Below are 23,306 nucleotides of genomic sequence, written 5' to 3' on the forward strand. Positions count from 1 at the left end.
GCAGCGTTGGTTGCAGGCACAGGGGCCAACGGGAGTCGCGGACATGACGCCGACCGACCTGCAACGCCTGCTCGCCGCCGCCGGCCACTACACCGGCGCCATCGACGGGGACATCGGCCCCCGGAGCCTCGCGGCCATCGATGCCATCCTCACCGCGCACGCGGCCGAGTGCGTGTCCGATCCGTCACGATGGTCGGACAAGCGCCGGCGCATCGGCGCCGGGCAGTTGGTGCTCGCGCACGCGGGTTGCGAGCCGGGGGTCGTCGACGGCTATGCCGGCAACCAGACCACCGGTGCGCTGCTGCAGTGGAACCATCGCCAGGCCTACGGTCGCGACCTGGTGCTCGATGCCACGCGCACCGGCCCGGCGGTCGACAGCCGATTCCCGAAGCAGTCCGGGTGCGTCGCCTACTACGGCGCGCCGGGTCCCGCCGTGGCGCAGCAGCTGGTGATGGTCGACCTGCCGTTCGCCATGCGCCTGGACTGGCAGCTGTCGAAGCCGGTCACGCGCGTGCAGCTGCACGCGCGCTGCGCCGAGAGTGCGCAGGCGGCGATGCGCGAGATCGGGCGCAAGTACGGCGCCGACGAACTGCATCGCCTCGGTCTCGACCGCCACGCCGGCACCTACAACCATCGCCGCATGCGGGGCGGATCGGCGTGGTCGATGCACGCCTACGGCTGCGCCTGGGATTTCTTCGCCGGACCCAACGGCCTGACCGCGCGCTGCCCGCAGGCGCTGTTCTGCGGGCGCGAATACCGCCGGTTCTTCGACATCTGGGAAGCGCACGGCTGGATTTCGCTCGGCCGTGCCATCGGCCGCGACTGGATGCACGTGCAGGCGGCGCGGCTGTGACCACCGCAGCGTGATCGGATCGTCCGCGCGTCGATCGCGCGGCGGCGCGACGCGCGCTACGCGTCCGCGTCCTGCGCGCGCAGCAGCACCAGCGCGAAGTCGCGCGCGGCGTCGGTCCAGGTCTCGGCGACGGCCAGTCCCGATTCGGCGGCGATCCCGCGGATGCTGGCCCCGGTGTACTTGCGGCTGATCTCCACCTCGATGCGCTCGCCGGCATCGAAGTGCACCGTCTCGCCCGCGACGTCCACCGTCTGCGCTTCGCGGCTCACGATCGCGGTCTCGATGCGTTCGCGCTCCACCGAGTACGCCGCGTGGTGTGCGAAGCGGTTGAGGTCGAAGCGGCCGTCGGCCTCGCGGTTGAGGCGCGCGAGCAGGTTGAGGGTGAACTCGGCGGTCACGCCGGCGGCGTCATTGTAGGCCGCCTCCAGGCGTTCGACCGGCTTGACCAGGTCGAAGCCGAGCAGGGCGAGGCCGTGGGTGCCCATGGTCTGGCGGATCGAGCGCAGCAGTTCCAGCGCGTCGTCGTCGTCGAAGTTGCCGAGCGTGGAGCCGGGGAAGAACACCAGGGTGCGCCGCGCCGCGCGCCGCGCCGGGGGCAGCGGCACCGGCCGGGTGAAATCCGCGCACACCGGCAGCAGCTGCAGGTGCGGGAACTGCGCGGCCAGCGCGCGGGTGCTGTCGATCAGCGCGGCCTTGGAGATCTCGACCGAGGTGTAGGCCACCGGGTCGTCGAGGGCGTCCAGCAGCTGGCGGGTCTTGATGCCGCTGCCGGTGCCCAGCTCCACCACGTGCACGTTCGGCCCCACGCGCTGCGCGATCCGCGGCGCCACCGCTTCCAGCAGCGCGGTTTCCACGCGCGTGAGGTAGTACTCCGGCTGGCGGGTGATGGCCTCGAACAGGCGCGAGCCGCGCGCGTCGTAGAAGTACTTCGACGACAGCCGTTTCGGGCTGGCGCGCAGGCCGGCGCGCGCGTCGGCGCGCAGGTCCGCGACCGGCGGCGCGAGGTCGATCAGGGTCCAGTCATCGGAAGATGCCTGGCGCGCGGAACAGGAGCCGGAAGCGGGGGTCATGCGGGATCCTTGGCCAGGCGCAGGCCGGCGAACTGCCACTGTGCCGAAGGCGGGAAGAAGTTGCGGTAGGTGGCGCGCACGTGGCTGGCGGGGGTGGCGCAGCTGCCGCCGCGCAACACCTGCTGGCTGCACATGAACTTGCCGTTGTATTCGCCCAGCGAGCCGGGCATCGGACGGAAGCCCGGGTAAGCGCCGTAGGCGCTGGAGGTCCACTCCCAGACGTCGCCGAACAGCTGGCGCAGGCCCTTGCCGGCGCTGCCGCGCGGGTGCAGGTGGCCGTGGTCGGCGAAGTTGCCGCGCACCGGCTGGCCGGCGGCGGCGCGCTCCCACTCGAACTCGGTCGGCAGGCGTGCGCCGGCCCAGCGGGCGTAGGCGTCGGCCTCGTAGTAGCTCAGGTGCACCACGGGCGCGTCGGGATCGATCGGCTGCGCGCCGGCGAGGGTGAAGTGGTGGGCATCGTCGAGCCAGTAGAGCGGCCGCGCGCGTTGTCCGGCCTGCACCCAGGCCCAGCCTTCGGACAGCCAGTGCGCGTGCGTGCGGTAGCCGCCGTCCTCGATGAAGCGCCGGTACTCGCCCGCCGTCACCGGCCGCGATGCGAGCGCGAACGCGGCGGTCAGCACGCGATGGCGCGGACTTTCCAGGTCGAACGCGAACGCGTCGCTGGCCGGCCATGCGGGCGCGCCGATCTCGACCACCGCTTCGTCGAACCCGATCCACTCCAGCGGCCCGGCCGACGCCGCCGCCGGCGCGTGCACGTGGTAGGCCGGCAGCAGCGGATTGAGCGAGAACGCGTGCTTGAGGTCGGTGAGGAGCAGTTCCTGGTGCTGCTGCTCGTGCTGCAGGCCCAGCTCGACAATGCGCAGGCCGTCGCGGTCGAACGTGTCGCGCGCGAGGGCGTCGCCCAGGCGGGCGTCGATCGCGGCGCGATAGCCGAGCACCTCGTCCAGCGACGGACGCGTGAGCAGCCCGCGCTGCGGACGCGGGTGCCGCGGTCCGACGCTCTCGTAGTAGCTGTTGAACAGCGCGTCCCACTCCGGGTGCGGCGAACGCGCGCCGGCCAGCGGCTGCAGCACGAAGCGGTCGAAGAACCAGGTGGTGTGCGCCAGGTGCCACTTCGCCGGACTGGCGTCGGGCATGCTCTGGACCGCCGCGTCTTCGGCCGACAGCGGCGCCGCCAGCGCCAGCGTCTGCCGGCGCACGGCGTGGAAGCGTTCGGCCAGGCTGCACGTGCCGGCGCTTGCCTCGGGCGCATCGGCGGGCGCGCTGCGCGCGATCGCATCCTGGTCCATCGGCGGTCTCCTCGGGTGTCGTCGCGACGCGGCACGCAGCGGCCGGCGCGGGGAATCGCCACGCTGCCACGGACGCTGCATCCGCGGCGTCACGATTCGACCGCATCGGGGCGCCGCCAGGCGTGCGCATCGCCCCGGTGTGGTGCGCGCGGAGTTGCAAGCGTGCCACCAGCCCGTGGTGATTCCGTTAATTCCGGAGTCTTTCGCGGCGTCCGACCCCGGGTGGCTCAGGGCCCGGACTCGCGATGCGTTCCCCTACACCCCCAACGCACATGTGGATGAGTGTCTCTGCGGCGGCCTCCTTGCGGGAGCGCCGTGACCAGCGCACGGCGCCCCGTCCCGGCGGCGTGGGCTCAGCCGTAGTGGGCGAGGAACATCGACACCGCGGAGTCGGCCACGGTGTCTGCCTGCTCGGCGTCCAGCGCGGGCTGGCCCATGGCCACCTGGGGCCAGAACGCGAACCCTTTGACCAGCGCTTCGAGCTGCATCGCCGCGAAGCCCGGGTCCCCGGTGTTCAGCCGCCCGTCCGCGGCGGCGGCGCGTACCCAGGCGGTCATGGCGTGCTCGCGCTGGCCGAGCAGGTCGACCAGCTGGCGGGCGAGATCGGGCGAATGCAGGCTGGCGACGATGGCCACCCGGGCGAGGTCGGCGAAATCGGGGTCGTGCAGCAGGCGCAGCTTGTGCCGCACCAGTTCGAGCAGCTGCGGGCGCAGCGGGCGATCGGCGCGATAGGGCGTGGCGTGCTCGTCGCCGCCGCGCGCCATCAGCGCGTCGACGATGTGCAGGAACAGGGCGTCCTTGCTCGGGAAGTGGTTGTAGATGGTGCGCTTGGACACGCCGGCGCTGGCGGCGATGCGATCCATGCTCGTGGCCTCGAACCCGGCGCCGCGGAACTCCGCGACTGCGGCCTCGACGATCGCCGCGCGCTTGCGGTCGGTCAGGCGGGCAGGGGTACCGGGAACGGTCATCGGGAAAGTTTACACCGGAGGGTTTACTTTTCCCGGTATCTAACTACACTGCACAGTGTAGTTTCCGGATCCCGCCATGCCCGTTCCCCGCCGCTCCGCCCGTCCCCTCCGGCTACTGGCCGCCCTGATCCTCACCCTTGGAGCCTTGTCCGTGACTGCCTGCACCCTGTCCCTCGTCCGCACCAGCCGACCGTTGGCGGACTATCCCGCGTCGCCGCAGTCGGTCGACGGCAAATTCGCCAACCCGGTGCCGCGCCCGCCCATGAGCCTGGGCAGGATGGTCGCCCTGTTCTTCGAGGTGACGTTCCGCAAGCCCGCCGATACCGTGCCGGCCACGCCGCCGGTGGTGCTGCCGCTGACCCGCGAGGCGCTCGCGGCGGCGCCCGATCGCAGTCTGTTCCGGCTCGGGCATTCGACCCTGCTGATCAAGCTGCGCGGCGGGTTCTGGATCACCGATCCGGTGTTCGCCGAGCGCGCATCGCCGTTCGCCTGGGCCGGGCCGAAACGCTTCCACGCGCCGCCGATCGCGCTCGAGGACCTGCCGCCCCTGCGCGGCGTGCTGCTCTCGCACGACCACTACGACCATCTCGACCGCGACGCGGTGCTGGCGCTGGCCGCCAGGGCCGAGGTGTTCCTGGCGCCGCTGGGTGTCGGCGACCGCCTGGTCGCCTGGGGCGTGCCGGCCGCGCAGGTGCGCCAGTTCGACTGGTGGCAGGAGACCGAACTCGACGGCCTGCGCATCGTCGCCACGCCCGCGCAGCATTTTTCCGGCCGCGGCCTGTTCGATGGCGACCGCACGCTGTGGACCTCGTGGGTGCTGATCGATCCCCCCGCGCATGCCGACGACGCCGGCCTGCGCCTGTTCTTCAGCGGCGACACCGGCTATTTCGACGGCTTCCGCGAGATCGGCCGCCGCTTCGGCCCCTTCGACGTCACCCTGGTGGAAACCGGCGCCTACGACCGCCGCTGGGCCTCCGTGCACATGCTGCCCGAGCAGACGGTGCAGGCGCATGCCGACCTGCGCGGAGGCGTGCTGCTGCCGATCCACAACGGCACCTTCGACCTGGCCCTGCACGCGTGGACCGACCCCTTCGAGCGGGTGACCGCACTCGCGGCCGAGCGCGGCATCGTGCTGGCCACGCCGCGCATGGGCGAGCGCGTCGACCTGGCATCGCCCCAGCCGACGACGGCCTGGTGGCGCGACTGAGGCGAGCGGCCGGCTCGCGCCGCGGGGATCGCCTGTCGACGTCCACAGCGGGATGGTGCCTGCCGTTCGCGGTGCGCGAGGATGCAACGTCTGGCGCGAGCCTGCGTTCGCGCACGCGTGAACCTCGAGACCGGTGAGTTGGCGAGGGACGCGACGTCACGTCGCTTCGCATCCGCTTCACCGCCGCGATGCGAGGTTCTTCGCACCTCCTCTCCGGGACCCCCGCCATGCCACGCGGAGACAAGTCCAGCTACACCGACAGGCAGAAGCGCCAGGCCGAGCACATCGAGGACAGCGAGAAGTCGCGTGGCCGTTCCGGCGAAGCCGCCGAGCGCATCGCCTGGGCCACGGTCAACAAGCAGGACGGCGGCGGCAAGAAGAAAGCGGCGAAAAAGGGTGGCAGCTCGAGCGGGAAGACCGCGAAGAAGGCGACGAAGAAGGCCACGAAGAAGGCCGCGAAGAAGTCCGCCAGCACGGCGCCGCGGAAGAAGACGGCGAAGAAGGCCGCGAAGACGTCCACCGGCAGGAAGAAGTCCGCTTCTTCCACGCGCAAGTCGTCCGGCGCACCGACGAAGCAGGCGGCCCGCAAGGGCGGACGCGCGACCGCGCGCAAGCGCGCCAACACCGACGGTTGAGAATGTCCCCTCGAACGGGATGGCGGTGCGAACAGCCGGTCGCGGCCCTGCCGTGCGAGGATCCTCCACCCACCAGCCAGGGGAATGCATGAAGACTCCCGCGAACGCGCAGACCTTGTTCCTTTCACGCCTGCCCCGGGCATCCGCTGCGATCCTGATCGCCGGTGTGCTGGCGTCCGGTTGTGCGGATCGGCAGGCCGATCCGTCGGCCCCGCCGGCCGGCTCCGACGCGACGGCGGCGGCAGACCCGTCCGCCCCGTCTCCTGCGTCGGGACCGCAGCCGGCGACGACGCCGGCGACGACGCCTCCCGATGCCGGTCCTGCGGCGGCAACGACGCCGCCCGACGCCGATCCTGCACCGGCCACTGCAGGCGACACCCAGGGCGGCGATGGCTCGGCCATCGAGCTGGACCCGCTCGTCGCCGCCGACCTGGAGCAGCCGGGGCTGACGGGCGAACTGGCCTGCAGCTTCGCACCGGAAGCGGGCGCCGCGCCGATGCTGTATGCGATGGGTGTCGTCGCATCCGACACCCCGGCGACGGGCATCGTCAAGGTGGCCGGCCATGTCGAAGGCCTGCGCTCGCCGGGTGGCTTCAGCGGCATGCTCGACGACCCCACGTTCACCGGCCGGGGCACGACGATCCGCATCGCTGCGACCGGCCCGGCCGCGGGCGGCGGCGAGTCGCCACCGCGTCCGGCGACGCTCACCTACCTGCGCGCCGACGGCGCCAGCCGGACGTTCGAAGGATGGTGGCAGTGCGGCCCCTGAGCCGCATGGCCCGTCTTCCTATCCGCATCGGGACCGCTCCCGGCCCCCAGGCGGCGTAGTGCGTGCCGATCGCGCGCGGCCCGGCCCGTCCGGGCACCGTCAGCCTGCCTCGGTCTGTTGACCTCAACCAATGTCGAGGCTCTAGCCTCGGCAGCCTGTCCCGATGCCCTGGCGATGCCATGCCGCAGCCGCTGAAGAACCTCCACGCCTACCTCGCCCGCCTGGGCTTCGCCGCACCACCGGCGCCGACCCTGTCGACACTGCGCGCACTGCAGCCGGCGCATACGGCCGCGTTCCCCTTCGAAACCATCGATACCCTGCTGCGCAGGCCGGTGCCCGTCGACCTGCCCACGCTGGAGCGCAAGCTGCTCCACGCCGGACGCGGCGGCTACTGCTTCGAACTCAACCGCCTGTTCCTGGCGCTGCTGCAGCGGCTGGGCTTCGACGCCCGCGCGCTGGCCGCGCGCGTGATCGAAGGCGATGCTCCGCTGGCGCGCACCCACCTGACGCTGGCGGTGAGGATCGATGGCGTGACGTGGCTCTCCGACGTGGGGTTCGGCGGCATGGTGCCCACCGCTCCGCTGCGGCTCGACACGGATGCGGTGCAAGCCACGCCGCACGAACCCTGTCGCCTGGTCGCGACCGACGGCGGCTACCTGCTGCGCGCGCGGGTGCGCGATGCCTGGCGCGACCTGTACACCTTCGACCTGCAGCCCCAGCTCGACATCGATCTTGAGATGGGCAGCTGGTACGTCTCCACCCATCCGGGCTCGCCGTTCCTGGGCGAACTGCGGGTGGCCCGCACCGGCGAGGGATGGCGCAAGGCGCTGCGCAACGGCAGTTTCGCCGTGCATCGCCTCGGGGCGGCGAGCGAGCGTCGTGAGCTCGAGGATGCCGATGCGGTGCTCCGGGTACTGCGCGACGAGTTCGGCCTGCGCCCGCCGTCGGGCGTGGGTCTGCGCGATGCGCTCCAGGCACGCCTGGCGGCCACCACCGCAGCACCCTAGCTCCGGGCCACCGGCTCCGCGAGCGACGTTCACGGAGGCCGGATTCCGGCAAGGAGTTCGCTCGCGTCGTCGGCCGACGGGCCGCCGCACCGCGCGGCTGCCGTTGCAGGGACTGTCAGGCGCCGCCCGCGTGCGATCGATGTACGTGCGGGGTGCCGCGTCCGCGCGCGCCGGAACGCAGGACCAGCGTTTGCACCGCCAGCAGCGCGGCGATCGCCAGCGCGACCCACGCCGCGGTGCCTGCACCTGCCAGGTCGTGCCCGGACTGCTTCACGTAGACCGCCGCCAGCGCCCACAGCGCGGCCGCCACGTACGCGAGGTTGCCGCGCATGCGGTGGTTGAGCACCAGCAGCACGGCCGCCGCCACCGCGAACAGCGCCAGGCTCCACGGCAGCTGGTCGCCGACCGGCAACAGCGCGTAGGCCACGATGACCTGCGCCAGGTTGAGGAACGCCGCCAGGGTCAGCCAGCCCGCGTGCAGCGACAGCGGGAGCCAGGCCCAGAGCCGCTGCCCCGGTGCCGGCGTCGCGTCGCGCGACAGCAGCAGCGCGCACCGCACCAGGCAGGCCATCGCGCCGAAGATCACCAGCAGGCAGGCCCAGAACCATTGGTTGGAGAACAGCGGCATCCACAGCGTGGTCAGCGCGAATCCAGCGGCGGCCCACGGCGCGATGCGTGCGAGCGTCGCATCCGCCCGGCGCTGGCCGGTGGCCTGCCAGCCGGCGTAGGCGAGATCGAGCAGGAAGATCAGGCCCCAGATCGAGAACGCGTACCCGGCGGCGACGAGCAGGGTCGGGTAGCGGTCCGAGACGGTACCGTTGTCCGGCCCGAAGGTTCCGGTATTCGATAGCCACGCCACGATCGGCATGGCGAGGGCGGTCAGCAGGACGAGCAGGCGCATCACGGCTTCCGCGAAGCTGGCGCGACGGAGCGCGGACCGGTCACGGCTCGCCGAAACCGCGGCTGGAATGCGAGGCCGTGCGCGCGGCGGGCGCGACGTCGAGCCGCTCGCCCACCAGGACCGGATCGCCGTGCGGCGCGGTGCGCTGGCCATCGTCCTGCAGCCGGGCGTTGCCGCGGGTGAGCTGGCGGCGCTGCCAGGTGCGGTAGGCGACGAAGCCGAGTGCGCCGGCTGCGAACAGTTTCAGGAATGACATGCCAGGTCTCCGACACGAAGCGGGGGTTGGCAGCGTGCAACGTCGCCGGTGATCCGGGCGTGACCGCGGCCTGCGCCGCCCAGGGTGTCCCCTTCACGACCGCTTTCGCGTCGTTCTGATTAGGATCGGCGTGGGAGACGTGCGGGGCGATGGTGGCCGACGTCGAGCCCGGCTTCGCACCGTCCATCGGACGTGCGAGGGCCGGCGACGCCGTCCACCCTTCGCCGCCGACGGCGGGAGGCGTGCAATGCAGGATGACGTCCAGATCGCGCTGCGCCGGGAGGCCGGGTCACGGCTGCACGTCCGCGTCAGCGGACGCACCACGCTGGCCAATACGCTCGCCTACTGGCGCGCCATCGCCGATGCGATCGAGGCCCAGCCGGCGCGCGAGCTGCTGCTGGTCGACGAGTTGACCGGACCGCCGCTCAGCGCCGAAGAGTGGCGCACCCTGGTCGCCGAAGTCGGTCCGCGCCTGGGGCAACTGCGCGTCGCGCACGTCAAGCCGCGGGGCCTGGAGACGGTCGAGTACTGCGTGCTGTCGGCGATCGGCGCCGGCCTGCAGGCGCAGGTGTTCTCCGACACGCAGCGCGCCAGCCTGTGGCTGAGCTACGGGGAGTCGCCCGCGACCCCGGACTGACGCGGCGCGAGGACGGCGCGAACTTCCCGCGCCGCCCGCGTCGCGCCTGGCGGACTCAGCCGCCCGGCAGCAGCGGCCGCGATCCGTTGCGGCGCCGCGCGGTCCCACCGCCTTCGGTCTGCTTCCAGTGCCGCAGCAACTGGCGCAGCGCCTCGGGCCTGGCCTGCGACGCGGCGGTGCCGGCCTGGTTGCGCACGTTCTCGCCATGGCAGCCGGTGCAGGTGCGGATCTCGCCCGGCTGCATCGTCACCCACACCCGCTCGCGCACGATCGCCTCGCCCGCGGCATCGGTGGTCTGCCAGGTCAGCGCGCGGCTGGCCGGCACGAATGCGGCCGAGGAACCGTCGCTGGCGATCGCCACGCTGCCGGCGGGACCCGCCGGATACGCCGGGTTGCCGGTCGCCGCCATCGGTTGCGCGATCACGCGCCGACCGGCCTTGAAGTCGGTGTAGGCACGCACCTGGTTGCCCTGCAGGATCTGGAAGTGCGAGATGTCGTACACCCGCCCGCTGCTGCCGGTGGTGCGCACCCCGCCGGGGACGCGCAGGTTGAACGGCTGCTGGCGGTCGGCGCGGTCGCGGCTGGTCTGGTTGCGGACCACGATCAGGGCCAGGTCGCGCGCCTTCATCCACTCGCGCAGGCTGGCTTCGCTGACCATCTCTTCCGAGAGCACGGCACTTTCCGGGGTGGTGATCGCCAGGGTCGGTGCCGGTGGCACCGTCCGCGCCACCACCTCCACCGCCTCCAGCTCCCACAGCAGGCCGCTGTAGGACTGCTGCGTGCCCGGCGTCCACCACGACACCGACTTGCTGATGCCGTTGCCGGTCAGTGCGTCGCCGGCGACCAGGCGCCCGCTGGCGTCGTTGCCCAGCTGGTGCAGGCGCAGGTCGATGCCGCGCTGGAAACTGGAACTGGGCGTGTAGCTGGCCACCATCTTCCCCGAGGCCAGCGGCAGCGGATTGCGGTAGCGGCCGCCGCTGGCGGAGGCCACCGTGATCAGCATCTGGTCGGCAGTGAGATTGGGCGCGGCGGTGACGCGCACGATGCGACCCGATGTGCCTTCGGCGAACTCGTTGGCATGGATGGCGTAGAACGTGCCCCGGTTGCGCGGATCCTCGCGCAGGTGGAACAGGCCGGAGTCGATGTCGATCTCGGTGCGGTTGGCGAACAGCGAGGTGTTGATGGTGTCGACCAGCGACGTGTCGCCGCGGAACGAACGCGGCACGTAGTTGAACGAAAGCTCGTGGCGGCCGATGTGGTTGAGGCTGAGCTCGTCGGTGCCGTCCTGGTTCATCTGCCAGGGCGTGAACAGGTTGTAGGTGAAGCCGTTGACCTCGCCGTAGGCGCTGGACATGCCGGTGCGCGATTCGGGGAAGGTCTCGGTGGCGCCCGATGCGCGCGACGCATTGCTCGCCTCGCTGGCGTAGTTGACCGGCCCGAAGGTCGACAGGTTCTGCTGGTCGCGCTGCAGGTGGTCCCAGCGGGTGAACACCACCCGGCCGTAGCTGTCGATCGTCGGCGAGAACGCCCCGCTCGGCGCGTGGTTGAGAATGCGCAATGCACCGGTGGCCGGATCCAGGCTGAAGATGCCGGTGACGGTGGGCGTGCTCTCGTATTCGTCCAGCTGCGGATACAGGTGCGAGAGGCCGTTGCGCGGCCGGTCGGAGGTGAACAGGATGCGGTCGTCGCTGGTGTACAGCGGCGAGATGTTGTTGTACGCGGTGGGCTGGTGGGCCACCTTGGTGATACGCGCGGTCTGCCCGCGGGCCAGCCCGGTCACCTCGTACAGCTGCCACTTCACGTTGATGCTCGCGTGCTGGCGCGGCGGTGCGCCGACGACCATGCTGAAGACCGCCTTCGTGCCGCTCCAGTGCACGGTCGGCTCGCGCACGGCGATCGCGCGGTCGCCCTGCAGGCCGTCCATGCCGTAGCCCGCCTCGCGGGTCAGGTTGCGCAGGGTGCCGTCCGGGTAGCGGATCATCAGGTCGCCGCCGCGGGGCACGTCGCCGATGTCGGGGAAATGGTTGGCGAACGAGGACACGCGGCTGCCGAAGGGGTCGCCTTCGGTCGGTACCTGGGTCACGAACAGGATCGGGTTCTCCACCGTCACCGCCTTCGGCGCCGCTGCGGAGGTGGCGCGGCGGGCGGCGGCGGGCGCCGCACCGGCGGCTGCGTCCGCCGCCAGGTCGAGTTCGGCCTGGGACACCTGCAGCTGCGCGCCGCAGGCCGACAGCAGCAGGCCGGCGGCCAGGATCAGGGCGGTGCGGAATCCGTTCCGGAGGGGGATGGGGGACGACAAGGTCATGAGGGTCTGCCGGAACGGGGAAGGCGGACGGCACCGGCAGCCAGCCCTGGCGACGGAGACAACAGCGTCCCCGCCAGCGTGTGGCCGGCACCTGCATCGCATTGCGTTTGGATCCCCTTGGCGGAAATTCTTGGGCGCGGAAGCCTAACTGCAAGCTGAACTGCCTGAATCGCCGCGGTTTTCCGCGCCCATTCGGTGACGTGATCCACAGAACTGCGCTTGCATCGCGCGAAGTTCAGTTTCGGTACGGAGGCTTCAAGGAGCGGTTTCGGGGTGGGCGGACGGCGTGGCGGGGGAGCTGTGTGGAGTCAGGACGCGCGACTCGCCAGCCGCAGGCGCGCCCGCAGCAGCAGGGCGACCGCCAGCAGCCAGCCCACGATCATGGCGATCACCGTCTTCTGCGCCAGCCCGCGCGGCAGGTCGCGCCACAGCGCCAGCACCCAGACCGCGGCGAAGCAGGCCAGCGCCCACGGCAGCAGCCAGCGCACATGGCGCCGCCACGCGGCGTCGTGGCGGAACCGCAGCGCCTGCAGCACCAGGCCGGTGGTGGCGAACAGGAACGCGGCCTGCGCGCTGATGCCGTGCACCAGTCCCTCGACGCCCGGATCGACGCCGGGCAGGTCCATCGATGCGTACGCGGTGGTCGCCAGGGATGCACCCGCGAGCGCGAACAGGAGCACGGGCGCGGCACTGCGCGCATCCGCCCCCAGCGTGCGGTAAAGCCCCCAACCGAGCCCCGCCATCGCCAGCCCCAGGGCGACGTAGGCCGCCTGCAGCCATGCGCCCCAGGCGCCGACCAGGTACAGGCTCATGGGGTGGGCCACCGGGTCCAGGTCGGGACGCAGCAGGTGCAGCGCGCCTGCGGCGAGCACGAAGGCCGCGATCCCGGCCAGGGCGAGGTGCGGCCAGACCAGGCCGGAGCGCGGGGGCGCGATCGGCGGAAGAGGCATCGGTCGATGTCGTCGAATTCGGGCCTCCAAGCATGCCGCCGTGGACGCGTCGCCGCATCCTGCCGAGCGCCCGGACTCCTGCTTCAGCCCGCATCGGGTGGCGTCCGCATGGACCGGCTCCGTGTGACGCGGATGCACGCCGCAAGCCGACGCGGCTGGCGGCAGCGGCCCGGAGTCAGTGCACCGGGTGCGCCGGCGACCTGCGCGCCAGCAGGTCGGCGTCCGCGCGCATGAACACGGCCGACGGCGGCTCGGAGGCCTCGCCCTCGGCGGTGCCCACCAGGAACACCAGGCCGTGCGCCGCCGCGTTGCGTTCGAGCACGGCCCGCACTTTCGCCATCGCGGCGTCCGCGTCCGGCCCGTGCAGTACCAGCACGTACTCGGCACTGCCGCTGGTGCGGTTGGCGCTGTCGCCGCGCGTGCCGGCCAGGGCCTGCTCCAGTTCGCCGTCGATCTGTTCGAGCAGCTTCTCGGTCCGCCGTTCGCCGTGGCGGGCGACGGCGCCGGCGTGGTCCTGCAGTTCCAGCAGCGCCAGGGTGTAGCGGGGCGAGGCCGCGGGCTCGACCGACGGCGCGGCGGTGGCCACGAAGGCCTCGTGCGCCAGCGCACGTTCGCGTACGCGGGCCTCGAGCAGGGTCATGGTGAGCCGCGCCAGCGACTCCAGCGCCGCGCGCTGTTCGCCATCCAGTGCGCGCGGACGGTCGTCGAGCACGCAGACCGTCCCGATCGCGGTGCCTTCGGGGGTCACCAGCGGCATGCCGGCGTAGAAACGGGCGTCGCCCGCCACGCCGTTGAAGTGCGGGTTGGCGGCGAAGCGGGGATCCTCGCGCAGGTCGGGGATTTCCATCAGCCGGTCCGGCGTGCGGATGGCGTGGTCGCACACGGCGACGCTGCGGCTGGTCTGCGCCTCATCGAAGCCGGTACGCGCCTTGAACCACTGCCGGTCGCGGTCGATCAGGCTGACCAGCGCCACCGGCGTATCGCACAGGGTCGACGCCAGGCGCACGATGTCCTCGTAGGCCTGCTCGGGCAGGCTGTCGAGGATGCGGTAGCGCTCGAGCGTGCGCTGGCGCAAGGCTTCGTCGGGAACGGGCGTGGCGTGGGACATGCGGGGCTCCATGGCGCGAACGGGCCGATTGTTGACGCCCGTCCGTCAACATCCGGTCGCCGTCGCGTCAGCGATGCGTTGGATCGCGCCCGGTCGCCAGTCGTTCCTCGACCGCGGTGAACGCCGAACGCGCGCCGCGATCGGCCGGATCCACGCCGGTCGCGAAGTACGCCACGCCCGTGCCCGATGCGGGATCGATCCACAAACCCGACTTCAATCCGTAGGCATCGCCGCCATGGCCGACACGCGACACGCGATCGCCGAACGGATCATCGCCGCATCCGGGCTGCGGGGTGGCGAGGGTCTGCGTCGCCAGGCCGTAGCGGCAGAAGAACGCGAGCGCCTGGCCGTCGCCGGTGTCTTCCTCGTGGCCGATGCCGTTGCCGGGGCCGCGCGTCCACACCGGCGCCAGCAGCAGGCGCACCGATTCCGGCGACAGCAGGTGCACGCCATCCACCGTGCCCTCGCCAAGCAGCAGCTGGCCGATCTTCGCCAGGCCGTTGGCGGAGATGCGCAGCCCGCCCTGCGGAGAGAACAGTGCGCCGTTCTCGCCGGCGCGCCAGCGGTCGAGGTCGCAGGACGCGCCGTCGGCCACGATCACCGGGCAGGGCGCCGGGCCGCCGCGATGGTCGTCGCGCACGGGCGTGCGCGACGCGTCGTACAGCACCACCGCGCGCGCGGCCGTGGCCGGGTCGCAGGCATCCCAGTTGTAGCAGCCGGCGATGTCGAGCGGCGCCAGCACCAGGCGCGCCATCAGGCGGTCGAAGCGCTCGCCGGTCGCGCGCTCCATCACCTGCGCGACCAGCGGGAAATTGAGGTTGGCGTAGCGGAAGAAGGTGCCCGGTGCATGTGCCGGGTCCCAGGCGCGCGCATCGTCGAGCAATGGTGCCAGCGGTTCGCCCAGCGGCACCTGCCAGTAGCCGGCGCCGTCGGTCAGCGACGACCGGTGCGAGAGCAGCAGGCGCAGGGTGATCGGCACGTCCGGCCAGGCCGGGTGGCGCAGGGTCCAGCCGAGGTGGTCGGAGACGTCGGCGTCGAGGTCCAGGGTGCCGGCCTCGACCAGTCGCAGCACGCCGATCGCCACCACCAGCTTGGAGATCGAGGCCACCCGCACCGGATCGTCCGCGGTCACCGCGCGTCCGGTCGCGGTGTCCGCCGGGCCGTCGGTGTGCGTGGACGTGATCGCGTCTCGGTCGAACGTCACGCGCACGGTGGCCACAGGACCGGCCGCGAGCGCCGCGCCCGTGCAGGCCCACAGCAGCAGGGCGGCGCACGCGGTGTGGATGTTCATGCGAACACCTCCGCCAGCCGCGCCACCGCGGCCTCCGACAGCGCGCGATCGGGCGTCGTGTCGGCGTTGCCATAGTCGGTCGGCTGCTGTGCCTGCACCAGGATGCCGTCCGCGCGCGGCACCACGAACAGGTTGCGCCTGCCGTAACCGAGCCCGTAGTCCACGCCCGCCTGCGGCACCAGCCGCGCGGTCTGGCCGCGCACCGGCACCACCGAGGCATCGTCCAGCAGCGCGCGCGCGCCGTAGCCGGTGGCGTTGACCACGGTGGTCTCGCGCAGCGTGGCCAGTTCGCGCGCGGCATGGAAGGTGCGGGTTTCGATCGTCCCGCCAAGCTGGAGGAAATCGGCCAGCAGCAGGCGCGCGTACGCATGCAGGTTGAAGACCGGCTGCGACGTGCGGCGCACCGACGCGGCGGCGAAGGGATGCGACCCGGGCGACAAGCGCGTGGTGTCGGGTGTGAGGTCGTCCAGCAGGCGTCCTTCCAGCATCGCGTAACGCGGCTCACGGTCCTCGCCGGCGTTGGCGCGGCGCGAGCCCGGGCCGTCGGACAGCCAGTAGAAGTCGTGCCATCCCACCGGCTCGCCCGGCAGCCCCAGCAGGGTCTGGAACGAGTGGAACGACGTCCGCGCCATGCGTTCCCACTGCGCTTCGAACGCGGGCGTGGCGTGTTCGGCGGCGGCGATCCGCGATGCGGGCGACCAGACCCCGGTCGCGAACGCGGAAGGCACCTGCGGCAGCCGGTCGCGTGCGTAGATGCGGACCTGCAGCCCGCTGCGCTGCGCGAGCAGGGCGGTGGTCAGGCCGATGGCGCCGCAGCCGACCACCGCCAGCTCGGTCACGCCGGTCTCGCGCACCAGCGCCAGCGCCTCCTCCGCCGAGCCCCAGGACAGCGACCAGCCGGCACCTCCGTGGCCGTAGCAGTGGACGATGGTGTGGCCGTCCATGCGCTCGGCTTCGATCCGCGGGCCCTGCGCGCGGAACGGTCGGGTGCAGACGTCGATGGCGATGATGCGGTCGGCGCTGGCGCGGATCGCGACCAGCGGCGCGGGCTGAGCGAAGCGGATCGACGGCGCGGCCGCCGCGCGCGTCGTCGTCGTGGCGCAACCACCCAGCAGCGGCGGCATGGCCAGCGCCAGCGCCGAAGCGCCGGCGGCGTGCAGGAAACGGCGTCGGCCGGATGCGGGATCAGCGGGGTCGGAGCGCATGACGGGATGGTAGTGCCTGCGTGGCGCGCGGCATTCACACCACTGGTGCGCCTGGCGAGGGCCGCGCTAGGATGCAGGCGGGGATGCCGCGGGGGCGGCGGGGGAATGCGCATGAACGCAGTACGCAGGGCGCCAGGCCGGTGGCTGGCCGTGGCCGTGCTCGTGTCGGTGGCCGCATGGCTGCCGGCGTACGCGCAGATCGACCTGACGCCGTACGTCCGCCACGACAGCTACGAGACCATCAAGATTTCGCCCGATGGCCGCCACTTCGCGGCCACCGTGCCAATGGAGGACCGCACCGTCCTGGTGGTGCTGGACCGCGAGGACGGCCTGAAGGTCGTCGCCGGCGGGATGGGCGTGCGCAATTCGGCGGTGTGGGACTTCTGGTGGGTCGACGATACCCGCATCGTGATCTCGATGGCCCAGAGCTTCGGCAGCAAGGATCCGCTGTACGCCACCGGGGAGCTGCATGCGCTGGAGATCGGCGGTAGCCGGGTCAAGCGCCTGTTCGGACGGAAGGAGGAGACCGGACTGGTGACGCGCTACGGCGCGGGCGATCCGGTGGAACTGGCCACCGTCATCGATCCGATGCCGGGCAGCCCCGGCGAGGTACTGATCGCCACCTGGATCCCCGGCACGGCGCCGAAGACCCAGCTGGAGATGCTCAACCTGCGCAGCGGTCGCCGCAACGTGGTGGTGGCCGCGCCGGTGCGACGCGCCGACTTCACGCTCGATCCCGCGGGCAACGCGCGCTTCGCCGACGGTCTGGACGAGCGCAACTACCGCCACCTGTATTACCGCGAAGGCGAGGACGCGCCTTGGCGGCTGGTCAACGACCAGGCGGAGAGCGGATTCATCGCCGGGGCGCTCGGCATGGCCGCCGACGGCACCACGGCTTACGTCCAGGTCAGCCGCACGGAGGGTCCGGACGAGATCGAGGCCTGGGACATGCGGACCATGGCGCGCCGGCCGTTGCTGCGCGATCCGGTAGTCGACCCCGACGCGATCCTCTACGACGTCGACCGCCGGACGCCGGTGGGCGCACGCTACATGGACGACGGCGTGACACTGCGCTTCTTCGACGAAGGCGCCCCGATGGCGCGGCGCTACCGGATGCTGGAAAAGGCGCTCCCCGGCTCCGGAATCGCGATCACCTCGACTACGCGCGACGGCCGGCTGTCGCTGGTACGCGCCTGGCACGACCGCGATGCGGGCCAGTACCTGCTGTTCGATACCGAGGCCCGGACTGCGAACGGCCTGTTCGGGCGTATGGCCTGGTTCGCCCCCGAATCGCTGGCGCCCACGCGCAAGATCACGCTGGAGGCCCGCGATGGCGTGGGCCTGCACGGCTACCTCACCCGGCCGGCGACCACGGGCGACGCCCCGCTGCCGATGGTGGTGGTGCCGCACGGCGGGCCGTTCGGCATCTACGACAGTGGCGATTTCGACGTTGAGACCCAACTGCTCGCCGCCGCCGGCTACGCCGTGCTCCGGGTCAACTTCCGCGGCTCGGGCAACTACGGCTACGCGTTCAGCGTGCTGGGTGCGCAGCAGTGGGGCGGCACGATGCAGGACGACCTCACCGACGCCACCCGCTGGGCGATCGAACAGGGAGTCGCCGACCCGTCGCGCATCTGCATCGCCGGCGCCAGCTACGGCGGCTACGCTGCGCTGATGGGCGTGGCGAAGGAACCGGAGCTGTACCGCTGCGCGGTCGGCTACGTGGGTGTCTACGACCTGCCGGCGATGTACACCGAAAGCGCCCGTTCGGCGAACTGGATGCGGAACTGGGCCAACGACTGGCTCGGCGAACGCGACACGCTGGCCGCACGCTCGCCGGTCAACCTGGCCGACCGCATCCAGGCGCCGGTGCTGCTCGCGGCCGGGGGCGCGGACGACATCGCGCCGATCTCGCACAGCCGGCGCATGCAGCGCGCACTGGAGAAGGCCGGCGTGCCGGTGCGCACGCTCTACATCGACAGCGAGGGCCACGGCTTCCGCAAGCCCGAGCATCGCCGCCGGTACTACAGCGAACTGCTCGCGTTCCTGTCCGACCACCTCGGCGGCGCACGCGGCGAGTGACGCGCGCATCCGTGACCGCGTCGGCGGTCCGCGCGCGTCGCGAGGCTACACTGACCGTCGCGGGAGGCCCCTGATGCGCGATGGCGATGGAAGGACGGCGACGGGCCGCGGCGCGCACGCGCCGGACGCGATGCCGTCCGCCAGCGACGCCCGTCTGTCGGAAGTGCTGGCGCAGGTGTCGCGCGAGGCGCTGCAGGCCGACGGGCTGGACGACGTGCTGCAGCGGATCGTCGACTGCGTGGCGCGCAGGCTGCCGGTGCCGATCGCCAGCATCATCCTGCTCGACGACAGCGGCACCCGCTTCATCAAGGAAGTCTGGGCCGGCGACATCCCGCTGGCCGAGATCGACATGGCGATCTGGGACGTCTCGATGGGCATCGCCGGGCGCTGCGCGCGCACCGGAAAGCCGCAGCTGATCGCCGACGTCGCGGTCGATCCGGACTACGTGATGGGCAACTCCAGCGTGCGTTCGGAATACGTGGTGCCGATCCGCCACCGCGGGCGCCTGCACGGCGTGCTCAACATCGAGAGCACCGGCGAGGAGTTCTTCACCGCGCAGACCTGCGCCGTGTTCGACGCCGTCGCCCACCAGGTGGCCGGCGCGATCCACCTGGCGCGCGTGGTCGCCGAGCTGGAAGCGGCCAACCGCAAGCTGCGCGAACTCTCGACCGTCGACGGCCTCACCGGCCTGGCCAACCGCCGCTGCCTGGACGAGCGCCTGGCCGACGCATGCGCCGACGGGGCCGGGCCGCTGGCGCTGCTGTTGATCGATGCCGACTGCTTCAAGCAGCTCAACGACGCGCTGGGCCACCTGCACGGCGACGAATGCCTGCGGCGGCTGGCCCGCATGTGCGCCGAGGCTGCCGGCGAGGAGGACGCCCTGGCCGCGCGCTACGGCGGCGACGAGCTGGCGCTGCTGGTGCCGGGGCGCGACATCGTCGCGGCGACGGCGATCGCCGAACGGCTGCGCCGGCGGGTGGAGGACTCGGCGATGGCACACCCGGTGTCGGTGGTGGCGCCCTGGGTCACGGTGAGCATCGGCGTGAACGTCGCGCCGCCGGGCCCGGCGCGCACGCCGTCGCGGCTGCTGTCGGGCGCGGACCGCGCGCTCTACGCGGCCAAGCTGGCCGGCCGCAACCGCGTGGCAGCCGCATCGACGGCGCGCGCGCTGGAGCTGGACACGCGCGCCTGAGGCGCGCCGGTGGACTCAGGCCGCGGCCGGCCGCGCGCCGACGCGCTGCCGCACCGCCTCGACGTCGCGCACCTCGCGCACCTCGATGCAGCCGGTGTCGGCCCACGGCAGCTGTTCGGCCAGGCGCAGCGCCTCTTCCAGGCTGTCGGCCTCGACCAGGTTGAAGCCGGCCAGCAGCTCCTTGGTCTCGGCGAACGGGCCGTCGACCACGCTCACCTTGCCGCCGCGGCGCCGCACCGACTTCGCGCCCTGCGCCGGTTCCAACTGCTGGAAGCCGAGCAGGGTGCCGGACGCCTTGAGTTCGTCCGCATGCTCGAGGCAGTGGCGCATGCGGCGATCGTAGTCGCCCTCGGGCAGGGCCTCGAGCAGCGACTCGTCGGTGTACACCAGCAGCAGGTATTGCATCGGCGCGGATCCTTGGTTCGGTGGGGCGGCGTCAGTCGGCCGCGCCGGCTTCGGCGCCACCGCGTGCGAGCGGGTCGGGCAACGGCTCGCCCAGGCCGGTGAAGGCGAGCGAGACCGAATTCAGGCAGTGACGCTCGCCCGTGGGCGGCGGTCCGTCGGGGAACACGTGGCCGAGGTGGCTGCCGCAGCGGGCGCACACTTCTTCGGTGCGGACCATGCCATGGCTGGCGTCGCGCACGTAGCGGATGTGTTCCGGTGCGTAGGGCGCGAAGAAGCTGGGCCAGCCGGTCCCGGAATCGAACTTGGTCGACGAGCGGAACAGCGGCAGTCCACACAGGCGGCAGGTGTAGACGCCCTCGCGCTTGTTGTCGAGGAACACGCCGCAGAACGGCGCCTCGGTGCCGTGCGCCAGCAGCACCCGGCGCTCGGCCTCGTCGAGCGTGGCTTCCAGGCGCGCGCGCTGGTCGGCGGTGGGGGGCGTGAGGTCGAAACCGGGCATGGCGGATCCTCGTGCGTGGGGCGTCGGGAGGCTAGGTCAGTCGCTGCCGGGCAGCCTGAACCAGGCTTCGACATCGCCCTTGAGCCTGATCGTCAGCGGCTGTCCGCGGCGGTCGAGGGCCTTGCCGGCGGCGACGCGGATCCAGCCCTCGCTGACGCAGTATTCCTCCACGTCGCGCCGCTCCACGCCCTTGAAGCGGATGCCGATGCCGCGTTCGAGCATCGCCGCGTCGTAGTGCGGGCTGCGCGGATCGTTGGACAGGCGGTCGGGGGGCGAATCGGTCATGGCGGGGCGGGGCGGAGGACTGGCCGTAGTGTAGCCGACGCCTCAGCCGCGGCCGGGCACGCGCACCATCCGCTGCAGCAGGTGCTGCATGGTCGCGTCGAGGTCGGCGCACTTGCCGCCGTGCACCGGCGAGGTCTGCAGGATCGCGCTGCGCTGCGCGGTCAGCCAGTGGAAGCGCGCGCGCGGCGGCAGCAGCCCGATCGGGCCGGCCGCGGGACCGCCCTGGCACACGGCCTCGACCGCATCCAGCAGCCGCCGCACCAGCGCCAGGTCGAGCGTGGGGTCGAGCGCCAGTGCGCGCACCGGGTCGAGTTCGATGCGCACATCCAGGTGCTTGCGCGCCGCGCACGAGAGCAGGATGCCGACGTTGACGAACTCGCCGCGCTCCACCCGGGGCACCAGCCGCAGCACGGCGTAGTCGTAGAACTCAGGCGCGTGCATCGGCGATCCCCGCGAGCCAGGCGTCGCGCCGCTGCACGCGCCGCACCAGGTAGTCGACGTAGGCCCGGCGCTGGCCATCGGCGTCGGCGAACGCATCCGGTCCCTGCAGCCAGGCATCTGGCACCGCGTCGACGATCCCGGCGATCAGCGCAGGCGTGAGCCGCGGCGCGAGTTCCGCGTCGGCCGCTTCGATGCGGTCGGCCGCAGCCAGCAGCACGTGGTCGCGGATCAGCGGGAACGCGGTGTCGGCGCGCGCAGGATCGCCGTCCCAGCCGTGGTGGAAGTACAGCGCCGCGCCGTGGTCGATCAGGATCAGGCGCCCGTGCCAGAGCATCAGGTTGGGGTTGCGCGCGGTGCGGTCGACGTTGCTGCACAGCGCGTCGAACCAGACGATGCGCGAGGCCAGGGCCGGATCGGGTCGCCACGCCAGCGGGTCGAAATTGGCCGCGCCCGGGAGGTAGTCGAGCGCCAGGTTGAGGCCGTCGCTGGCGCGGATCAGCGCCTGGATCTCGGGATCACCCTCGGTGCGAGCGAGCAGCGGATCGAGCTCCGCGAACACGATCTCCGGCACGTCGAGTCCGAGCGCGCGGCCCAGCTCGCCGACGATACATTCGGCCACCAGCGCGCGGGGACCCTGGCCGGCGCCGCGGAACTTGAGCACGTACAGGCCCTCGTCGTCGGCCTCGACCACGGCCGGCATCGAACCGCCTTCGCGCAGCGGCGTGACGTAGCGGGTGACCTGGACCGTGCGTGGCATGTCGGCAAGGATATCCGCAGCGCACGGTGCGCGCGCCGGGTCAGGAGGCTTCGCGCCGCCCCTGCGCCTTGGCCCGTGCGATCACTGCGCGCACCAGCGCGCGGTCGCGGTGGCGCGAGATGGCCACCGCCCCCAGCGCGATCGCGTGCTCGCGCACGTCCGCACTGACGTCGTAGTGCGCGCCGCTGGTCTTGTCCTGGAACGCGTGCCGCGGAATGCCCAGCCGTGCGGCGAAGGCGTGCAGCTCGTCGAGCGAATCGGCCATCAGGTGCGCCCAGCGCCTGCCGCGCCAGAGGGTGACCGCATCGTCGACATACACCGTCATCGCGGCAGGATAGCAACGGGCCGCCATCCCGGTGCTGCCCGCGCAGGCGTGTGTTCCGTCCATTGCGCGTCCGCCACGCCCCACGGCCGCCGCGGCCGAGGGGTTGCCCGGCGGACGGGCAGAGGCGGCTGCCGTCGCGCGCCCCTGCGTCGGTTCGAGACGACGAGCGTCTCCCGTCTACGCGAAAGCCCCGGCAGGGCCGGGGCTTCGGTGGGGTTGCGAGCGCCCGCTGGCGCGACCGGTCAGTGGCTCGCGACCGACGTGCGCCGCAGTTCGTCGCGGACCCATTCGTCGATCATCCTCTTCTCGTAATAGAGGTTGTTCTGTCCGCCGATGTTGCTGCCGCCCATCAGGTAGCCGGTATCGCGGAGTTCGCGGCTGCCCTCGGCCAGCACGCTGCCGTCGGCGCCGTAGTGGCGGAACTCGAGCTTCATCGACGGCGGGTAGTGGTCGCGCAGGATCCGTACGTCCTGCAGGCGCATCCCATGCCAGGGTTCATAGCGTCCGGCGCGGCCGATGTCGGTGATGGTGACGTCCATCCGCTCGCCTTCGGGCAGGCGTTCGGCGGCGGTGTCGCGCAGGTGTTCGGCGAGCTGGTACACCCAGTCCCCCTGCGCGGCGCGCCAGCGGTTGCCGCTGAACTTCAGGTCGGTGAACTCCGACGGGTCGCTCCACTGCACGCTGACCGGGCCATCGGCCGGCAGGCTGCGCGGGGCATCGGGGTCGGTGACGTTGCGGGTCCGGGCAGCCGCGGTGGCGGTCGCGAAGACGACGAGCAGGATCAGCAGGAGGCGTGCGGCACGGGTCATGGCAGGGCTCCGGAAGTACAGGGGAAGTCTGCGCCCGCCGGGCTTAACGGTGCAGAACGG

The 23,306-nt window shown here is 72.1% G+C and carries 25 protein-coding genes; 8 read left to right on the forward strand and 17 right to left on the reverse strand.

The features are described 5' to 3' along the window. Positions 1-43: 43 nt before the first annotated feature. Complete coding sequence (locus tag QFW81_RS14390; protein WP_280579729.1) at positions 44-853, forward strand: hypothetical protein; 810 nt, start codon at positions 44-46, stop codon at positions 851-853. 56 nt (positions 854-909) lie between these two features. On the opposite strand, the gene egtD is transcribed toward QFW81_RS14390, so the two are convergent. The 3 genes from egtD to QFW81_RS14405 all read right to left on the reverse strand — a co-directional run bounded on the left by egtD (position 910) and on the right by QFW81_RS14405 (position 4,180). Continuing rightward, on the reverse strand, positions 910-1,923 hold the full coding sequence (gene egtD / locus QFW81_RS14395; protein WP_280579730.1) for an L-histidine N(alpha)-methyltransferase: 1,014 nt from the start codon (positions 1,921-1,923) through the stop codon (positions 910-912). Further along, on the reverse strand, positions 1,920-3,212 hold the full coding sequence (egtB, locus tag QFW81_RS14400) for an ergothioneine biosynthesis protein EgtB (protein WP_280579731.1): 1,293 nt from the start codon (positions 3,210-3,212) through the stop codon (positions 1,920-1,922). The genes egtD and egtB overlap by 4 nt, the downstream gene beginning before the upstream one ends. A gap of 353 nt (positions 3,213-3,565) precedes the next feature. Further along, positions 3,566-4,180: a TetR/AcrR family transcriptional regulator gene (locus QFW81_RS14405; RefSeq protein ID WP_280579732.1), complete on the reverse strand. Its 615-nt coding sequence runs from the start codon at positions 4,178-4,180 to the stop codon at positions 3,566-3,568. Positions 4,181-4,256: 76 nt separating this feature from the next. Here QFW81_RS14405 and QFW81_RS14410 point away from each other — a divergent pair, with 76 nt between their 5' ends. The 4 genes from QFW81_RS14410 to QFW81_RS14425 all read left to right on the forward strand — a co-directional run bounded on the left by QFW81_RS14410 (position 4,257) and on the right by QFW81_RS14425 (position 7,798). Beyond that, the gene (locus tag QFW81_RS14410; protein WP_280579734.1) at positions 4,257-5,387 is read left to right on the forward strand and encodes an MBL fold metallo-hydrolase; all 1,131 of its coding nucleotides are present in this window, start codon (positions 4,257-4,259) and stop codon (positions 5,385-5,387) included. A gap of 227 nt (positions 5,388-5,614) precedes the next feature. Then, positions 5,615-6,022: a hypothetical protein gene (locus QFW81_RS14415; RefSeq protein WP_280579735.1), complete on the forward strand. Its 408-nt coding sequence runs from the start codon at positions 5,615-5,617 to the stop codon at positions 6,020-6,022. An 88-nt stretch (positions 6,023-6,110) separates the two neighbouring features. After that, positions 6,111-6,791 (forward strand): hypothetical protein, encoded by a 681-nt coding sequence (locus tag QFW81_RS14420; protein ID WP_280579737.1) that lies wholly within the window; start codon positions 6,111-6,113, stop codon positions 6,789-6,791. Between the two features lie 179 nt (positions 6,792-6,970). Beyond that, positions 6,971-7,798, forward strand: coding sequence for an arylamine N-acetyltransferase family protein (locus tag QFW81_RS14425; protein ID WP_280579738.1), 828 nt, complete (start codon positions 6,971-6,973; stop codon positions 7,796-7,798). A 115-nt stretch (positions 7,799-7,913) separates the two neighbouring features. Here QFW81_RS14425 and QFW81_RS14430 read toward each other — a convergent pair whose 3' ends face one another. Further along, on the reverse strand, positions 7,914-8,699 hold the full coding sequence (locus QFW81_RS14430; protein WP_280579740.1) for a hypothetical protein: 786 nt from the start codon (positions 8,697-8,699) through the stop codon (positions 7,914-7,916). Positions 8,700-8,739: 40 nt separating this feature from the next. Next, positions 8,740-8,955, reverse strand: coding sequence for a hypothetical protein (locus tag QFW81_RS14435; protein ID WP_280579742.1), 216 nt, complete (start codon positions 8,953-8,955; stop codon positions 8,740-8,742). A gap of 247 nt (positions 8,956-9,202) precedes the next feature. Here QFW81_RS14435 and QFW81_RS14440 point away from each other — a divergent pair, with 247 nt between their 5' ends. Then, positions 9,203-9,592 (forward strand): hypothetical protein, encoded by a 390-nt coding sequence (locus tag QFW81_RS14440; RefSeq protein WP_280579743.1) that lies wholly within the window; start codon positions 9,203-9,205, stop codon positions 9,590-9,592. Positions 9,593-9,647: 55 nt separating this feature from the next. Here the strand turns inward: QFW81_RS14440 and QFW81_RS14445 are convergent, their stop codons facing one another. The 5 genes from QFW81_RS14445 to QFW81_RS14465 form a co-directional block, all read right to left on the reverse strand. Next, complete coding sequence (locus tag QFW81_RS14445; protein WP_280579744.1) at positions 9,648-11,897, reverse strand: HzsA-related protein; 2,250 nt, start codon at positions 11,895-11,897, stop codon at positions 9,648-9,650. 308 nt (positions 11,898-12,205) lie between these two features. Continuing rightward, positions 12,206-12,847, reverse strand: coding sequence for a DUF998 domain-containing protein (locus tag QFW81_RS14450; RefSeq protein ID WP_280579745.1), 642 nt, complete (start codon positions 12,845-12,847; stop codon positions 12,206-12,208). Between the two features lie 175 nt (positions 12,848-13,022). After that, the gene (locus QFW81_RS14455; RefSeq protein WP_280579746.1) at positions 13,023-13,955 is read right to left on the reverse strand and encodes a GAF domain-containing protein; all 933 of its coding nucleotides are present in this window, start codon (positions 13,953-13,955) and stop codon (positions 13,023-13,025) included. A gap of 67 nt (positions 13,956-14,022) precedes the next feature. Beyond that, the gene (locus QFW81_RS14460) at positions 14,023-15,246 is read right to left on the reverse strand and encodes a serine hydrolase domain-containing protein (RefSeq protein ID WP_280579748.1); all 1,224 of its coding nucleotides are present in this window, start codon (positions 15,244-15,246) and stop codon (positions 14,023-14,025) included. Beyond that, positions 15,243-16,451, reverse strand: a complete 1,209-nt coding sequence (locus tag QFW81_RS14465) for an FAD-dependent oxidoreductase (protein ID WP_280579749.1) — start codon at positions 16,449-16,451, stop codon at positions 15,243-15,245. Before QFW81_RS14465 ends, QFW81_RS14460 begins: the two co-directional genes overlap by 4 nt. Before the next feature lie 111 nt (positions 16,452-16,562). Between QFW81_RS14465 and QFW81_RS14470 the strand changes: the two genes are divergently transcribed. Next, positions 16,563-18,533 carry an alpha/beta hydrolase family protein gene (locus QFW81_RS14470; RefSeq protein WP_280579750.1) on the forward strand — a complete coding sequence of 657 codons (1,971 nt, stop codon included), beginning with the start codon at positions 16,563-16,565 and terminating at the stop codon, positions 18,531-18,533. Positions 18,534-18,663: 130 nt separating this feature from the next. Continuing rightward, complete coding sequence (locus QFW81_RS14475; RefSeq protein ID WP_280579752.1) at positions 18,664-19,725, forward strand: sensor domain-containing diguanylate cyclase; 1,062 nt, start codon at positions 18,664-18,666, stop codon at positions 19,723-19,725. Between the two features lie 15 nt (positions 19,726-19,740). On the opposite strand, the gene QFW81_RS14480 is transcribed toward QFW81_RS14475, so the two are convergent. The 7 genes from QFW81_RS14480 to QFW81_RS14510 all read right to left on the reverse strand — a co-directional run bounded on the left by QFW81_RS14480 (position 19,741) and on the right by QFW81_RS14510 (position 23,246). Continuing rightward, entirely contained in the window at positions 19,741-20,130 is a 390-nt protein-coding gene (locus QFW81_RS14480) for a YciI family protein (RefSeq protein ID WP_280579754.1), read from the reverse strand. A 31-nt stretch (positions 20,131-20,161) separates the two neighbouring features. Continuing rightward, the gene (msrB, locus tag QFW81_RS14485) at positions 20,162-20,629 is read right to left on the reverse strand and encodes a peptide-methionine (R)-S-oxide reductase MsrB (protein WP_280579755.1); all 468 of its coding nucleotides are present in this window, start codon (positions 20,627-20,629) and stop codon (positions 20,162-20,164) included. Between the two features lie 36 nt (positions 20,630-20,665). After that, positions 20,666-20,914, reverse strand: a complete 249-nt coding sequence (locus QFW81_RS14490; protein ID WP_280579756.1) for a DUF3297 family protein — start codon at positions 20,912-20,914, stop codon at positions 20,666-20,668. A 42-nt stretch (positions 20,915-20,956) separates the two neighbouring features. Further along, the gene (locus QFW81_RS14495) at positions 20,957-21,355 is read right to left on the reverse strand and encodes a DUF3037 domain-containing protein (protein ID WP_280579757.1); all 399 of its coding nucleotides are present in this window, start codon (positions 21,353-21,355) and stop codon (positions 20,957-20,959) included. Further along, on the reverse strand, positions 21,342-22,112 hold the full coding sequence (locus tag QFW81_RS14500; RefSeq protein ID WP_280579759.1) for a HipA family kinase: 771 nt from the start codon (positions 22,110-22,112) through the stop codon (positions 21,342-21,344). Before QFW81_RS14500 ends, QFW81_RS14495 begins: the two co-directional genes overlap by 14 nt. A 40-nt stretch (positions 22,113-22,152) precedes the next feature. Beyond that, positions 22,153-22,437 (reverse strand): DUF4031 domain-containing protein, encoded by a 285-nt coding sequence (locus QFW81_RS14505; RefSeq protein ID WP_280580536.1) that lies wholly within the window; start codon positions 22,435-22,437, stop codon positions 22,153-22,155. A 242-nt stretch (positions 22,438-22,679) separates the two neighbouring features. Then, positions 22,680-23,246 carry a DUF3016 domain-containing protein gene (locus QFW81_RS14510; protein WP_280579760.1) on the reverse strand — a complete coding sequence of 189 codons (567 nt, stop codon included), beginning with the start codon at positions 23,244-23,246 and terminating at the stop codon, positions 22,680-22,682. Positions 23,247-23,306: the final 60 nt, after the last annotated feature.

Origin of the sequence: Luteimonas kalidii, from assembly GCF_029887935.1 — a bacterium.
Taxonomy (GTDB): domain Bacteria; phylum Pseudomonadota; class Gammaproteobacteria; order Xanthomonadales; family Xanthomonadaceae; genus Luteimonas; species Luteimonas kalidii.